This window comes from Oleidesulfovibrio sp., from assembly GCF_047973035.1.
GTDB lineage: Bacteria > Desulfobacterota > Desulfovibrionia > Desulfovibrionales > Desulfovibrionaceae > Oleidesulfovibrio.
In genome coordinates, this window is sequence record NZ_JBKEBF010000040.1 from 46439 (window position 1) to 61888 (window position 15450).

Below are 15450 nucleotides of genomic sequence, written 5' to 3' on the forward strand. Positions count from 1 at the left end.
ATGAAAAGCCCCATCACCTTCGACGCGTTGGCCGAAAAAGCACGCGTCGGACTGCTGAACATCCGTATTGATTCACGCAAGGTCGAGGCTGGCGATATTTTTGTCGCAATGCCCGGCACTGCCGTTGATGGCGGTACTTTTATCGCAGACGCCCTTGCACGCGGAGCTTCATTTATTGTGTGCAAAGCGGCCAGCGCACCTGCAAATGCAGGAAGCGCCAGCGTTCTGGAAGTGGAAGATCCCCGGGCGACATTGGGCCTGCTGGCGGCGGAACGTTACGGTACCACCGGCATCGAGTTTCCTGTGGTGGGCGTAACCGGCACTAACGGTAAGACCACCTGTACGTATCTGCTGGAACATCTGTTCCGCAGCGCCGGTATTGTTACCGGTGTGCTGGGTACTGTCAGCTTCCGCTGGCCGGGGTATGAAAATCCCGCTCCGATGACCACACCTGACAACGTTTTTCTGCACGAAATGCTGGGCCAGATGGACAATGCCGGCGTTCAGGTGGCGTTTATGGAAGTGTCTTCTCATGCTTTGGACCAGAAGCGTGTGTCCGGTGTGCGTTTTGCCGGTGCCCTGATGACCAATCTGACGCAGGATCACCTTGATTACCACGGTGATATGGAAAGCTACTTTACCGCTAAATCCCGAATTTTTCTCGAACTGCCTGAAAAAGGCAAAGCCTGCGTGGTGAATGCCGACGATCCTTACGGTCGCAGACTGCTGCCGCAGCTTGAACAGGGCCTTGGTTTTTCTGTTCAGGGCAACACCGTTGAAGGCTGTCAGGTTTTGCAGGGCAAAATTTTGGAATGCGGCCCTGAGGGACTGTACCTTGCCATGAACCTGGAAGGCATGGAGTGGGAACTGCGTTCTCCTCTGGTAGGGGCCTTCAATGCAAGCAACCTGCTTGGTGTTCAGGCCATGGGCCTTGCACTGGGACTGCCTGTGGAGACCCTGAAAGGGCTGGAAGGTTTTATGGGTGTACCCGGCAGGATGGAGCGCATTGAAAATGACAAAGGCCTGCATGTTTTTGTGGACTATGCGCATACTCCGGACGCATTGGAAAATGTTCTCAAGGCGTTGCGCGCAGCCGGTTTTGCTCGTGTCATCGCTGTATTCGGCTGCGGAGGCGACCGCGACCGGACAAAGCGTCCTCTGATGGGACAGGCTGTCTGCCGCCATGCCGATATTGCCGTTTTGACCTCTGACAACCCGCGTACTGAAAACCCTGTAGCCATCATGGCAGATGTAAAACCCGGGCTGTCAGACTGCACTGAGGTTGTAGAAGAGCCGGACAGAAAGACCGCCCTTGCCAGAGCTCTTGAGCTTGCACGGCCAGGGGATGCGATTCTGGTGGCAGGAAAAGGGCACGAAGACTATCAGGTTATCGGCACGGAAAAAATTCACTTCAGTGATCAGGAAACCCTGCGGGAGCTTATGGCGTGCGCATGAATCTGGGACAGATACGAGACGCGTTGGGTGCTGTAGGCTCTATCGGAGAAGCCGCATCACAAGTTCCCACAGGCGTGCAGACAGACAGCCGCTGCATTCGCGGCGGTGAGCTGTTTTTTTGCATTTCCGGCGAGCGGTTCGACGGGCATACCTTTGCTGCTGACGTGCTGAAAAAGGGCGCCTGCGCCGTGGTGGCGGAGCGGCCTCCCTTCAGCATGGATGAAATGGATGCCATGGGTGAGGCTCCGGTGCTTATCGTGCCCGATACCGTTGCCGCGCTGGGGCGTCTTGCACTGCACCATCGTGTGGCTGCAAAGGCAATGGTAGCCGGTATCACGGGAACAGCAGGAAAAACCACAGTAAAAGAACTGCTTGCGCACGTGCTTTCCATGCGGGGCACTACCGCGAAGAATCACTTGAATAAGAATAACCAGATAGGTCTGCCGCTCTCCATGCTGGACGCCAGTGGCGACGAAAAATTCTGGGTGATGGAAGCAGGTATCAGCGAAGCACATGACATGGACGAACTGGGAGCCACTTTGCGGCCCGATCTGGCCATAGTGCTCAATGTCGGTCAGGGCCACGTAAGCGGTCTTGGCGACAAGGGGGTGGGATATTACAAGGCCCGCCTGCTTTCGCACATAGCGAGGGGCGGCGTAGGGCTGGTAAGCGCAGACTATCCTGAACTTGTGCAGCATGCTCGCGCCAATTGTACCGAGTTGCGCCTGTTTTCAGCCATTGACCCTGCTGTGCCGTACTTTGCGGAGTACGCCGGACCGGCCGGTGAGGGGATGGGGCGCTATCGTGTGAATCTGGAAGGAAAAGAATTTGAAGTCGAGGCTCCTTTCAGAGGTAGCTACGGCGCGGAAAACGTAATAGCGGTGGCTGCCGCAGCGGACATTCTGGGGCTTTCTTCCAGAGAAATTATTGAAGGTCTGAAAACAGCCGTGCTGCCGCAGCAGCGGTTTAACTGCCGCCGCATCGGTGCATGGCTGGTTGTGGACGATACATACAATTCAAATCCGCTTTCCGCAGGTCGGATGGTGGAATCCACTGCTGAGAACGCGGCAGGAGGGCCGCTGGTTCTGGTGATGGGTGAAATGCTGGAGCTTGGGGACGTGGCAAACGAGGCACATGTGGGACTCGGCAGAAAGATGGGATCTGCAAATCCTGTAGCCGTGTTCTGGAAAGGCGGACAGGTTGATGCGGTGCAGCAGGGACTGACTGAATCCGGCTGGAAAGGCACCTTTGCATCTGTGAATGATGCAGATGCTTTTATTCGTGCATTTGCCGGACTGGATATCGCATCGGGAACGGTGCTGTTCAAAGGGTCACGCAGCAACAAAATGGAAATACTGGCAGATGCGTTCTGCAGTGTTGTCCAAGATGGTCAGGAAGGGAGATAACCGCAAATGCTGTATCATTTTTTGTATCCCTTAAGTTCTGAACTGCCGCTGCTGAACGTTTTCCGCTACATTACGTTTCGTTCTGTGTGGGCACTGCTGACTGCTCTGCTTATCACCATCATCATCGGTCCGCGCTTTATCAGCTGGTTGAAAAAGATCAAATGCGGTCAGTACATACAGGAAGAAGTCTCCTGCCATGTACAGAAGGCTGGCACTCCCACCATGGGCGGCCTGCTCATCGGGTTCAGCCTTATTATCAGCGTGCTGTTGTGGGGTGATCTGACGAATGTTTACGTCTGGCTTGCCATGCTGGTTTTTACCGGTTTCGGTCTGGTGGGTTTTCTGGACGACTACACCAAGTTGCGGCGCAAGAATAACAAAGGACTTTCTGCAAGAGCAAAGTTCTTCTGGCAGCTGGTGATTGCAGCTATCGCCATGTATTTTCTGGTGGAAGAGCCTGCATACTCCACCGTACTGTCGTTTCCGTTCTTTAAAAATCTGCAGCCGGATTTAAGCTGGTTTTACATTCCTTTTGCCATGATCGTCATGGTTGGTTCGTCCAACGGTGTGAACCTGACAGACGGTATGGATGGGCTTGCCATCGGGCCTACCATCGTGGCTGGCATCGTCTTTTCTCTCTTTATCTACATTGCGGGTCATAGCCAGATTGCCGGCTACCTGCAGGTTCCGTACGTGCCCGGTATGGGTGAGGTTACTGTGTTCTGCGGTGCGCTTATCGGTGCTTCGCTGGGATTTTTGTGGTTCAACGCATATCCCGCTCAGGTTTTTATGGGCGATGTGGGATCGCTGAGCCTTGGCGGTACGCTGGGCTTTCTGGCCGTGCTGTGCAAGCAGGAACTTATCATGCTGGTGGCCGGCGGCCTGTTCGTGCTGGAGTCTCTCTCGGTCATCCTGCAGGTGGGATATTTTCGTATGACGGGCGGGAAGCGTTTTTTCCGCATGGCTCCGCTCCATCATCATTTCGAGCTTAAAGGCATTCCCGAATCGAAAATTATTATCCGGTTCTGGATTTTATCAATTCTTTTCGGCCTGATGGCTCTTTCGGTGCTTAAGCTGCGCTAACTGGAGAAGGTAATGCAAATCAATGCACCGAACATACACGTTAATTTGAAAGCAAGCCCTGTGCGTAAAGGGGCACTGGCTGTTGTTGTCGGCACCGGACGTTCCGGTATTGCCGCTGCACGTCTGCTGTATCTTCTGGGTGCCCGCGTACGCGTACTGGACAGCAACGAAGCCAAGGTTTCTGAATCGTTCCGCACATTGGCGGATGAGTGCGGCTTCGACTGCCGTTATGGCGCTCATTCGGCAGAGCAGTTTGCAGGAGCCGAAATACTGGTTCCCAGCCCCGGAGTGCCTGTCGCATCACTGCTGCCATACCTTGATGCAGACAATCTGCCGGAGATTATGGCCGAAGTTGACCTTGCGTTTCGTTGTGTGAAGGAGCCTGTGCTCGCCGTAACCGGAACCAGCGGAAAGACAACAACCGTAAGCCTGTGCGAGGCGATGCTGAAAGCCGCAGGCAGGAAGGTTTTTCTGGGTGGTAACATTGGCACGCCACTGTCCGAGTATGTTCTGGACGTTGCAGCCGGTGAAAAGCCTGCAGATGTGTTGGTGCTGGAAGTCAGCAGTTTCCAGTTACAGACCTGTACTTCGTTTTGTCCGCGCGTGGCCGTACTGATTAATGTTTCGGCAAACCATCTGGACTATCACGCCGACATGGAAGAATACCTTGATGCCAAGTTCAGAATTTTCGGCTGTCAGGGACAGGACGATCTGGCTGTACTGCAGGCTGGCATGGAAGACCTTGCGGACAAATATGCACTGGCTGCACGCCGTGAGTATTTTGAGGCAGTAGAGCGCTTTCCTGAAACCTCATTGCTGGGCAGACATAACCACGCCAACACCGAAGCTGCATGGCTTGCCTGTCGTGCATTCGGCGTAACGGAAACTCAGGCCGCACAGGGTGTGAAAAAATTTATCCCGCTGCCGCATCGCCTTGAAAAAGTGGCAGACGTGGACGGCGTAATGTTTGTGAACGATTCAAAGTCCACCACGGTGGACTCCATGAAAGTTGCTCTGGAAAGCTTTGACCGGCCCGTACTGCTGATGTGCGGTGGAAAGTGGAAAGGCGGTGATCTGCCTGCTCTTATTCCCGTAGTGCGTAAGCACGTAAAGGCCGTAGGGCTGTTCGGAGCAAGCAGAGAAGTTTTTGAGAGCGCGTGGGACGGAGTCGTTCCTATGAGTTGGGACGCGGATCTGACCACAGCTTTTGCCCGCATGGTGACCATGGCGCAGGCCGGTGATGTTGTACTGATGTCGCCCGCCACATCCAGCTATGACAGCTACAGAAATTATCTGGAACGCGGTGATGATTTTAAACGTAATGTCGCGGCGTTGAAAATGGAGAAACAGGACTGATGGCAAGGGCGGAAGCAGCACATAACAGCCAGTCTGCAAACCATTCGATCGACTGGTGGCTGCTTGTGGCGGCAATGGCACTGCTGGCCTTCGGCCTGACCATGGTGCTGTCTTCTAGTGCGGTCATGGCTGAGCGCTTTTATGGCAGCAAGTATTTCTTTTTTCAAAAACAGCTTGTTTATGCCGGTGCGGGGCTGCTGGTGATGTGCTTTATAAGCCTGATGCCTCGTAGCTTGCTGTACCGTCTGCAATATCCTGCGCTGCTGGGTGCCGTGCTTCTGCTTATAGCAACACTTGCTGTAGGGCCCACCATTAACGGGGCAAAGCGGTGGCTGTCTGTGGGGCCGTTTACCATTCAGCCTCTGGAGTTCACCAAAATCGCTTTGGTGCTGTACCTCAGCTATTTTCTCAGTGCAAAGCAGGAACTGGTGAAGACTTTTGACCGTGGTGTCATTCCGCCCTTTGCAGTGACTATGGTTTTGTGCCTGTTTCTGCTGGCCCAGCCGGATTTCGGTGGTGCCGCAGTTCTGGCTCTGATTTTGTTTTTCATGTGTCTGGTAGGGGGCACCCGCCTTATTTACCTGATTGCTTCGGCGGGACTTGCCTGTGCGAGTGCCTGGTTGCTTATCGTTAACTCTCCGTACCGGTCGCGTCGCCTGCTGGCGTTTCTTGACCCGTTTGCAGATGCCCTCGGCACTGGCTACCAGCTGGTTCAGTCTCTGTATGCTCTGGGGGCTGGCGGTGTTACCGGAGTAGGCCTCGGTGTGGGCAGTCAGAAGCTTTTTTTCCTGCCGGAAGCGCATAACGACTTTATCATGGCTGTCGTAGGTGAAGAGTTGGGCTTTCTCGGTGTGACGCTGGTGTTTGCCATGATGGTGGCTTTTTTCTACCGCGCATTTCTTGTTGCTTTGCGGCAAGAAGATTTGCGCGACAGGCTGACTGCATTCGGCGTGACCATAATTCTTGCGCTGGGCGCTACGCTGAATATGGCAGTAGTGCTTGGTGTAGCACCGCCTAAAGGTGTGCCCATGCCTTTTCTGAGCTACGGCGGCAGCAGCCTGCTGGCAACCCTCATCTGCGTGGGGCTGTTGCTTAATTTTTCTAAAGGGAGCTCTGCAAGCGGTGCAGGGCTGCAGTTTATCAGAGGCAAACGATGAAACGTGTTCTGCTGACCACCGGCGGTACAGGTGGCCACATTTTTCCTGCCCTTGCCGTAGCTGAAGAAATTGCGCGGCAGTATCCCGAAGCAGAAATTCTGTTTGTGGGCGGGCAGTACGGGCCGGAGTCTGAGATTGTTCAGGCGCACGGTATCCGCTTTGAAAGTTTGCCTGTACGCGGCGTGCTGGGAAGAGGATTGAAGGCGCCGCTCGCGTTGGCAGCCATGGCATATGGCGTGATCAAAGGGATAGGCCTTGTGGGCAGATTTAACCCCGATGTAGTCATCGGCTTTGGTGGGTATGCGGCGTTTGCAGCCGTTCTGGCAGCAAAGCTTCGTGAAAAACCTTGTGCCATTCACGAGCAGAACAGTGTTCCGGGCATGGCTAACCGCCTGCTTGCGAAAATAGTGGACCGGATTTTTATCTCGTTTCCCGATCCGGATGAATTTTTTTTGCAACGCAAGACCGTGCTGACCGGCAATCCCGTCCGCAAAGACATTGCCGCAGTCGCTGGCAGGCGTAAAAACGCAGACCGCACAACAAGCCGCCGTCTTCTTGTAATGGGCGGCAGCCTTGGTGCCCGTGCGATTAATCAGGCTGTGGTGGCGATGCTGCCTGCATTGAAAGAAGCAGGCGCGGAGATTGTTCATCAGACCGGTAAGGCCGATTTTGAAACTGTGCAGAAGGCCTACGCAGAAGCAGGCATGGCCGCAAGGGTGGAACCTTTTGTAAGCAACATGGCCGAACTGTATGACTGGGCTGACCTTGCTTTGTGCAGGGCTGGCGCAACCTCTGTTTTTGAGCTGGCCGCTGCAGGTGTTCCGGCAGTGTTCGTGCCGTTTCCGTTTGCTACGCATGATCACCAGACTGCCAATGCAAAATATCTGTCTGAGAAAGGTGCTGCCCTGCTGGTGCCGCAGACCGAATTGGCAGCTACCGATGAGGGTGCTCTGACGCTGGCCCGTACAATTATAGACCTGCTGGCAGATGCTGAGCGGTTGCAGTCCATGGCGACCGCAACCCGTAAGCTGGCAAGGCCGGAAGCCGCTGCAGCCATTGTAAGCGGCGCAAAAGATCTGATTCGAAAAAAGCCCCTCAAGTCGCTTGTGCCTGAGCGGGAAGGAGAATAACGGCGTGATAGGAAAAGTTTTACGGATTCATATGGTCGGAATCGGCGGCACAGGTATGTGCGGCATTGCCGAAGTGTTGCTGAACCTTGGTTTTGAGGTGCGCGGCTCCGACATGAGTGACAGCCCGTCCGTCCGCCGTTTGCGCAAGCTGGGCGCTGATATTTTTATCGGGCACGGTGCAGAAAATGTAACCGATGCTCAGGTTCTTGTTAAATCCACCGCTGTCAGTATGGAAAACCCTGAAGTGAAAGCAGCTCAGGAAAAAGGAATCCCCATTATTCCCCGAGCTGAAATGCTGGCCGAGCTTATGCGTCTGCGTAAGGGAATTGCCATTGCCGGAACGCACGGCAAAACCACTACCACCTCGTTGACTGCCGCGATTTTTGATGAAGCCGGAACAGACCCCACCGTTATCATCGGCGGAAGGCTGAACGCATATGGTTCAAACGCACGGCTGGGCGAGGGCGAGTTCCTGCTGGCGGAAGCGGATGAATCTGACGGGTCATTTTTGTGTTTGTTCCCCATCGTTAACGTGGTGACCAACGTTGATCTGGATCATGTAGATTTTTACTCCGACCTTGAGTCCATCGATAAGGCGTTTGTCAGCTTTATGAATAAGGTTCCGTTTTACGGAATGAACGTGGTTTGCGGCGATGACGAAGGTGTCCGCAGATTGCTGCCGCAGGTAAAGCGCCCGGTCCTGACATACGGTTTCGGTAAGGAAAACCAGTTGCGCGCCGAGGTTGTTTCCTGCGGAGAAACAAGCCGGTTCAAGGTGCTGCTGCATGGTGAGGAACTGGGCGAAGTCAATCTTGTTCAGCCTGGTATGCATAATATTTTAAATGCGTTGGCAGCCATCGGTGTTGGTCTGGAAACAGGAATTTCTGCAGAAAAATGCTTGCGCGGGCTTGGCAACTTCCGCGGTGTCGGCAGACGTTTTGAACGTAAGAGCGAGCGCAACGGTGTTCTTGTGGTGGATGATTACGGACACCATCCTGCTGAAATCGCAGCAACAATTGCAACTGCACGCAGTTGCTACCCGCAACGCCGCCTTGTTGTTGCGTTCCAGCCTCATCGTTTCAGCCGCACACAGGCTCTTTTCGGCGATTTTTGCAAGGCGTTCGATAAAGTGGACAAGCTGTTACTGACAGAGATCTACCCCGCATCGGAAGCTCCGATTCCCGGCGTTAGCGGACAGAGTCTCGCGCAAGGAATCAGGCAGGTCAGCAATACTGACGTGTCGTACTATCAGAATTTTGAAGAAATGCAGGCGGCTTTGCCTGAAGCTCTTCAGCCCGGTGATCTGTTTATAACGCTTGGTGCAGGCAGCATCTGGACTGTCGGTCAGGCGTATCTTGATCAGGAGTAAACGCAGTGAAGCCCGTAATACTGCAAGGCCCCGTGCTTCGAGAGCGCACTACATTACGGCTTGGCGGAAAGGCCATTGCCGAAGTGCGACTTGACGATATGCACAGCTTTGATGCGCTGCCGGAAATTGTAGCGCGTCTTGGCGGAGAGCCCGCAGTAATGGGGCGCGGCAGTAATATACTGGCAAAAGATGAAGATCTGCCTCTGGTTATTGTTAATCCTGCATTGAAAGTAGAACCGGAAGTGGTGTGGAAGAGTCAGGACGGCCAGTTGGTACTGGTACGCGCCGAAGCCGGAGTAAAGCTGCCCGTGTTGCTGGCAAAGCTTGCTGCATGGGGATTGTCCGGACTTGAAGGGCTTGCTGGAGTTCCGGGGACTGTGGGCGGTGCCGTTGCTATGAACGCCGGTTCATACGGTTGCGACATACAGTCGGTTCTGCATTCTGTTGAAGTTTTTTCGCAGTCGACAGGTATGCGGACCTATGATTCGGGGCAATGCCGCTGCGAGTACAGGCATTTTTCCATACCGGCTTTGCAGGATTGGTTTGTTGTTGCTGCTGTAACCCTACAACTGAAAGTAGGCAATACTGATGCAATACGCAGTGTAATGCAACATAACATTGCCCGTAAAAAAGCAACGCAGCCTGTAACGGCGCACAGTGCCGGTTGCGTTTTCCGCAACCCGGAACCAGGCGTAAGTGCGGGAAAATTGCTTGATGATGCCGGATTTAAAGGGCGCGAATTAGGCGGAATGAGCTTTTCTTCGCTGCATGCCAATTTTTTAATCAATCATGCAAACGGCAATAGCTTTGATGCAATAGAGCTTATAAAAGCTGCGCAACAGGCTGTATTTGAAAAGTCAGGATACCATTTACAACTTGAAGTGAAAATGTGGCCATGGCGATAAAGCGTTCATCGAATAACCGTGAAACTGCAAGCCGCAAAAAAAGTAATAGCTATACACGACCAAAAAGAAAGTTTAAGACTCCGAAAATTTCTTTTGGCTGTGGTTTTATCATCAGTTCTGTATTCTTAAGCATGCTTATTTTGTCTGCAGTAAGCGTTAGTTATCTGTATGCATACAGGATTCTTATAAGCAGTGACTACTTTGCTGCAAGAGCAATTGAAATTCAAGGGGCAGACAGGATAACCCCGAATGAAGTTCTGACTGCTTCTGAACTGAGCATTGGTTCTAATCTTTTTAGCGTAAGTATAGTCAAAGTAGAAAGAGCACTGCTTGAAAATAATTGGGTGAAAAATGTTTCTGTAAAAAGGTTGCTTCCTGATAGAATTCATATAAGAATAGAAGAGCGTATACCTCAGTTCTGGGTGCAAAAAGGCGGCGTGTTATGCTATGCCGATAGAGAGGGAAGGGTGATTGCTCCCGTGACCTCTGCAAAATTTACTTCTCTGCCCCTTTTGCAGGTGGACAACGAGGCAGCCGAACTGCTGGGCTACCTGCCCGCACTGGATACGGCGGTTGAGTCCTCAACCCTTCCGATGCAACTTTCGGATGCATCGGCGGTACGGCTGGGAGCCGGAAGAACTGTTGAATTATATTTAGAAGACAGAAATCTTCGTCTTGCCTTCGGGCTGGACGATGTGGACGGAGACCTTAAACGTCTGGGCCTTGTTCTCGCTGATCTCAGCAGACGGGGCGAGCTGGAAAATGCGCGCGATGTGCGTGTAGCCGGAACCAATGTATGGGTACGGCAGAACCCTGTCGCGGCATGGGCCGCTCAATAGTAAACGTTTCCGTCGGGAGGAGGAGGAATGGCCAAGTCGGATCTGATAGTCGGTCTTGATATAGGCACCACAAAAATCTGCTGCGTAGTCGGTGAGCCGACAGGAGACGGAATTGATATCGTCGGTATCGGTACCAGCCCGTCTACGGGATTGCGCAAAGGTGTGGTTGTCAATATTGAGCAAACCGTCCAGTCCATCAAGAAAGCGCTGGAAGAGGCCGAGCTTATGGCAGGCTGCGAAATCCGCTCGGTCTACGCGGGCATCGCAGGCAGCCATATAAGAGGTGCCAATAGCGACGGCGTTATTGCCGTAAAGGGCGGCGAAGTTGCCCCCCGCGATGTTGAGCGCGTACTTGATGCCGCAAAGGCCCTTAACATTCCGATGGATCGTGAGGTGATTCATATTCTGCCTCAGGAGTACATCGTGGATGAACAGCGTGGAATTGCCGACCCCCTCGGCATGGCCGGTGTGCGCCTTGAGGTTAAGGTGCACATTGTTACCGGAGCCGTGGCAAGCGCGCAGAACATCGTACGTTCGTGCCATCGCAGCGGGCTTGATGTCTCTGACATCGTGCTTGAAGCGCTGGCTTCCTCCAAGGCTGTGCTGACGGAAGAAGAGCGTGAAATCGGTGTCGCCTTGGTTGATCTTGGCGGTGGCACGACTGATATTGCCGTGTTTGCCAACGACTCGATCAAGCATACAGGGGTTCTGGCTCTTGGCGGACAAAACCTGACTAACGATATTGCTTTCGGTTTGCGCACCCCTATGGCGTCGGCCGAGAAAATCAAGATCAAGTACGGTTGCGCCATGGCCGAATTGGTCAACGATGACGAAGCAATTGAAGTTGCAAGCGTGGGGGATCGCGAACCACGCAGGCTTTCACGTCAGGTACTGGCCGAGATATGTGAACCCCGCATGGAAGAAATTCTGTCCCTGGTCGATCAGGAGCTGGTTCGTTACGGCTTTAAAAATATGATCGGCGCAGGCGTGGTGCTGACAGGCGGAACAGCGCTTATCGAAGGCTGTCAGGAGCTTGGAGAGCAGATTTTCAACCTGCCCACCCGTATAGGGTATCCCCGTAAAGTCGGGGGATTGAAGGATGTGGTTAACAGTCCCAAATTTGCCACCGCTGTAGGCTTGTTGTGCTACGGCGCGGAAAAGGAAGGACTGGAGCTGAAGTTCCGTATACGTGATGCAAATGTGTTCAACCGGGTGTTGTCGCGCATGCGTAAGTGGTTCTCGGATATTTCGTAATTTTTTGGTTATCCACCGTATCGGCTAAAGGAGAGGCATATGGATTTTCACGATATCGACATCGACAGCTCGGCCAAAATCAAGGTCGTTGGCGTCGGCGGTGGCGGCGGAAACGCCGTTAACAACATGATCACATCGGTGCTTAACGGTGTTACCTTTATCACTGCGAACACTGACGTGCAGGCACTTAACCGTTCGCAGGCCGAATTTAAAATTCAGCTTGGCGAGGCTCTGACCAAAGGGCTTGGCGCCGGTGCCGACCCCGAAGTGGGTAAACAGGCTGCGCTTGAAAGCATTGAAGCCATCCGCGAAGCGCTTGGTGAGGCAGACATGGTCTTTGTTACCGCTGGTATGGGCGGCGGAACCGGAACCGGTGCCGCTCCTGTTATCGCTCAGGTGGCAAAAGACATGGGTGCTCTTACTGTAGGCGTTGTGACGAAGCCTTTCTTTTTTGAAGGGAAAAAGCGTCTGGAAGCAGCGGAAAAAGGTATCGAAGAGTTCCGCAAACATGTGGACAGCTTGATTACCATTCCCAACGACAGACTGCTGTCGCTTGCTTCCAAGAAGGCTACCTTCATTGAAATGCTTAAACGTGCAGATGAAATTCTGTACTTCGCAGTGAAGGGCATCTCTGACCTGATTATGGTTCCCGGTCTGATTAACCTTGACTTTGCAGACGTTAAAGCGGTCATGGGCGAGTCCGGTCTGGCTATGATGGGGGCCGGTACTTCTTCCGGCGAGTCGCGTGCGCATGAAGCCGCTCAGCGCGCCATTACCAGCCCGCTGCTTGAAGACGTTTCCATTGATGGTGCCCGGGGTGTTCTGATGAACATTACCAGCAGCTACGACCTGACAATTCAGGAAGTAAGCGAAGCTGCAAGCGTCATTCAGGAAGCTGCGCACGACGAAGCCCGCATCTTCTTTGGTACCGTGTTTGATGAAAACATGGGCGACGAAATGCGTATTACCGTTATTGCCACCGGCATTGACAACTCCACGTTGGATGAAATGCAGTCCAGCGGCAAAATTACACAGATTCATGGCCGTAGTCGCAGTGGTTCCGGCGGTGGTAGCGGTGGTACAGTCACGGCTGCCCCTCAGGCACAGGTGCATGCCGGTCCTATGAACCAGCAGGCTGCTCCTGAATCTGCACCGCGCAGAACTATGGACGGCAGTGTGCCGCGTGGTGTTTCTACTTTTACAGAAGGTGACAGAAGTATTCCCGCTTACCTGCGCAAACAACAGGCTGCTCAGCCTGCGCCGCTGACTCCGCGTCAGGCTGCGGTAAACGCTGATGAAGACTTTACCTTTGATGAGGACGAGTTCGAAATTCCTTCGTTCATCCGCAGGAAGCCGCAATAGAGTCTAAGCTTTTTGCCGCGGAGTATGCGGGAACATTCTCGTGTAGCTCTGCGTGCAACCAGCGGAGAACTGCGCCCTGCTGTCTGGCACTGCGTCTGTACTGAGTCAATGCTTTGCTTTTGCATGTATGCCTCAGGGATTGAAGCATGGTGCCGGCGGATGCTGGTAACAACTCTTGGTAGACCCCGGAAGCCGGAAACGATAGCCTCTCCTTTCTAGCTTTCGGCCATTAAAAGGCCGCCCTTCGGGGCGGCCTTTTATGTTGGATTTGGGTCGTATTGTCTGCGCTTATGTTTTACTGATACCATCTAAACAATCCACCATCTTCGGCTTTCTACGTAGGCTTGTTTTTGAGTGTTACTGTCAGGTGTGTTTGTCACGCGTCAGGAACGCGTTTGATGTAATAAACGCATCGTCCCTCTGCTATGAGCTCTTCAGGATTTAATACGGACCTAACCTCTACGTGAAGGTTTGCTATACGGTTGCCCAGCACGCGTACATGCCCTTCGGCAATCAGGTCTGCAAGCGGGGCAGGGCGCTGATAATCCACCCGCATGTCAATTGTGGCGGTTTTATCCTGCGGGCCGAAGTGGGTCCATAGCGCGACGGCTCCACAAACATCCACCAGTACAGCAGTAACTCCACCGTGCAAGGCTCCGCGCTCCTTATTGCCGCATAGGCATTCCTGAAACGGCAGGCGGATTTTAGCGTAACCGGGGGTTGCGGACTCAACCTTGATTCCGAGCATTTTATGAAAGGGTATTGCTTCCTCGACAAAAGCGAGAAGGTCTTTATGAATCTCTTGCATAAAGGGAAGATACTCCGGTGCAGCTTTGTGTGCAATAATGTCGAGCTACAACTTATGTTGTATTTATTGTTCTATTATGCAAGAAATATTGACAGCCCGACGTGCGTAGATGTATAGCTTGTGAAATTATTCTCAGGGCGGGGTGCAATTCCCCACCGGCGGTAAGTCGACCTTTCAGCCCCTGTGCTGATGCGGCAAGCCCGCGAGCGCCCGCATTGTTTGCGGGGTCAGCAGATCCGGTGAAAAACCGGAGCCGACGGTAATAGTCCGGATGAAAGAGGATAAGGCAGTCTTGCGCAACTGTGCCGTTTTCGGCGCGAGTTGTGTCTCTTGCGGTGTTGCCGCAGCTCTCCTGCCTGTTCTCCACGCCCTTGTTTTTATATTGCTCAGAAAGGGAGTGGCTCCAATGACTGTATCTGAAACTTTGCTTACCGGTACTTTTGAAGAACGTGTGGAAGCGGCTCTTGAGGCGTTGCGCCGCGGTGAAGGCGTTCTGGTAACCGACGACGAAGATCGCGAAAACGAAGGCGATCTGATTTATGCTGCTGAGTCTTTGACTCCTGCGCAGATGGCTTTGTTGATTCGCGAATGCAGCGGTATCGTGTGCCTTTGTCTGACTGACGAAAAGGTGCGTCAGCTTGAGTTGCCCATGATGGTGGAAGCGAATAACAGCCGCAACCAGACTGCCTTCACAGTGTCCATTGAAGCTCAATGCGGTGTTTCGACGGGTGTTTCCGCTGCGGACAGAGTGCAGACTGTACTTACTGCTATTGCAGATGATGCCTGTCCCTCGGATTTGTGCCGTCCCGGTCATGTGTTTCCTTTGCGGGCCAAGGCTGGGGGAGTGCTGGAGCGCAGGGGCCATACGGAGGCAACAGTTGACCTGATGCGCCTTGCCGGACTGAAACCCTGCGGCGTGTTGTGTGAAGTGACAAATGCAGACGGAACGATGGCCCGCATGCCGGAAATCATCGAATTTGGTAAAAAGCATGATATGATTGTTCTTACCGTTGATGATCTTGTGAAGTACCGCGAGTTGAAAGAAAGCAGTTCTGCAGCTTAGGTTGGATGCTGAATCCAGCGGGGTCGGAATGGTACGGCGCGAGTCCTGCCATTTCCTATCAAGCTATGCGTGGCATATCGGGCTAAGAGAATCCGGTTGCAGCCTTATTTATCATCGGGTACAGCCTCTCAGCCTGCCGGAAAGTGATTTTACGTACGGATGTCTTTCGGGAGATCTCGTATTTGAAGCATCTTATGATGGAACCACCGCATAGTCGGCGCGGTGCTCCACCAAACGGAAAAAGGCCGTCCCGAAAGGGACGG

The 15450-nt window shown here is 53.3% G+C and carries 13 protein-coding genes and 1 riboswitch; of the genes, 12 read left to right on the top strand and 1 reads right to left on the bottom strand.

Going from position 1 to position 15450, the window contains the following annotated elements; translation table 11 throughout:
- The 11 genes from ACK5LI_RS14295 (at position 1) to ftsZ (ending at position 13316) form a co-directional block, all read left to right on the top strand.
- The gene (locus ACK5LI_RS14295; RefSeq protein ID WP_416950545.1) at positions 1-1455 is read left to right on the top strand and encodes a UDP-N-acetylmuramoyl-L-alanyl-D-glutamate--2,6-diaminopimelate ligase; all 1455 of its coding nucleotides are present in this window, start codon (positions 1-3) and stop codon (positions 1453-1455) included.
- Positions 1452-2861 (top strand): UDP-N-acetylmuramoyl-tripeptide--D-alanyl-D-alanine ligase, encoded by a 1410-nt coding sequence (locus tag ACK5LI_RS14300; RefSeq protein ID WP_416950619.1) that lies wholly within the window; start codon positions 1452-1454, stop codon positions 2859-2861. The genes ACK5LI_RS14295 and ACK5LI_RS14300 overlap by 4 nt, the downstream gene beginning before the upstream one ends.
- 6 nt (positions 2862-2867) lie before the next feature.
- A complete protein-coding gene (gene mraY, locus ACK5LI_RS14305; RefSeq protein ID WP_416950547.1) occupies positions 2868-3944 on the top strand; it encodes a phospho-N-acetylmuramoyl-pentapeptide-transferase in 1077 nt (358 codons plus the stop codon).
- 12 nt (positions 3945-3956) lie between these two features.
- A complete protein-coding gene (gene murD / locus ACK5LI_RS14310) occupies positions 3957-5300 on the top strand; it encodes a UDP-N-acetylmuramoyl-L-alanine--D-glutamate ligase (protein ID WP_416950550.1) in 1344 nt (447 codons plus the stop codon).
- A complete protein-coding gene (gene ftsW / locus ACK5LI_RS14315) occupies positions 5300-6457 on the top strand; it encodes a putative lipid II flippase FtsW (protein WP_416950552.1) in 1158 nt (385 codons plus the stop codon). The genes murD and ftsW overlap by 1 nt, the downstream gene beginning before the upstream one ends.
- Positions 6454-7587, top strand: coding sequence for an undecaprenyldiphospho-muramoylpentapeptide beta-N-acetylglucosaminyltransferase (murG, locus tag ACK5LI_RS14320; RefSeq protein WP_416950554.1), 1134 nt, complete (start codon positions 6454-6456; stop codon positions 7585-7587). The genes ftsW and murG overlap by 4 nt, the downstream gene beginning before the upstream one ends.
- Before the next feature lie 31 nt (positions 7588-7618).
- Positions 7619-8956: a UDP-N-acetylmuramate--L-alanine ligase gene (gene murC / locus ACK5LI_RS14325; RefSeq protein ID WP_416950621.1), complete on the top strand. Its 1338-nt coding sequence runs from the start codon at positions 7619-7621 to the stop codon at positions 8954-8956.
- Between the two features lie 5 nt (positions 8957-8961).
- Positions 8962-9861, top strand: coding sequence for a UDP-N-acetylmuramate dehydrogenase (murB, locus tag ACK5LI_RS14330; RefSeq protein ID WP_416950556.1), 900 nt, complete (start codon positions 8962-8964; stop codon positions 9859-9861).
- 131 nt (positions 9862-9992) lie between these two features.
- Positions 9993-10700 carry a cell division protein FtsQ/DivIB gene (locus ACK5LI_RS14335; protein WP_416950559.1) on the top strand — a complete coding sequence of 236 codons (708 nt, stop codon included), beginning with the start codon at positions 9993-9995 and terminating at the stop codon, positions 10698-10700.
- 27 nt (positions 10701-10727) lie between these two features.
- The gene (ftsA, locus tag ACK5LI_RS14340) at positions 10728-11954 is read left to right on the top strand and encodes a cell division protein FtsA (protein WP_416950561.1); all 1227 of its coding nucleotides are present in this window, start codon (positions 10728-10730) and stop codon (positions 11952-11954) included.
- A 39-nt stretch (positions 11955-11993) separates the two neighbouring features.
- On the top strand, positions 11994-13316 hold the full coding sequence (gene ftsZ, locus ACK5LI_RS14345) for a cell division protein FtsZ (RefSeq protein WP_416950563.1): 1323 nt from the start codon (positions 11994-11996) through the stop codon (positions 13314-13316).
- Positions 13317-13692: 376 nt separating this feature from the next.
- Here ftsZ and ACK5LI_RS14350 read toward each other — a convergent pair whose 3' ends face one another.
- Complete coding sequence (locus ACK5LI_RS14350) at positions 13693-14124, bottom strand: PaaI family thioesterase (protein ID WP_416950565.1); 432 nt, start codon at positions 14122-14124, stop codon at positions 13693-13695.
- 124 nt (positions 14125-14248) lie between these two features.
- Positions 14249-14411, top strand: a riboswitch (FMN riboswitch).
- A gap of 119 nt (positions 14412-14530) precedes the next feature.
- Here ACK5LI_RS14350 and ribB point away from each other — a divergent pair.
- On the top strand, positions 14531-15187 hold the full coding sequence (gene ribB, locus ACK5LI_RS14355) for a 3,4-dihydroxy-2-butanone-4-phosphate synthase (RefSeq protein ID WP_416950567.1): 657 nt from the start codon (positions 14531-14533) through the stop codon (positions 15185-15187).
- The last annotated feature ends 263 nt before the right edge of the window (positions 15188-15450 follow it).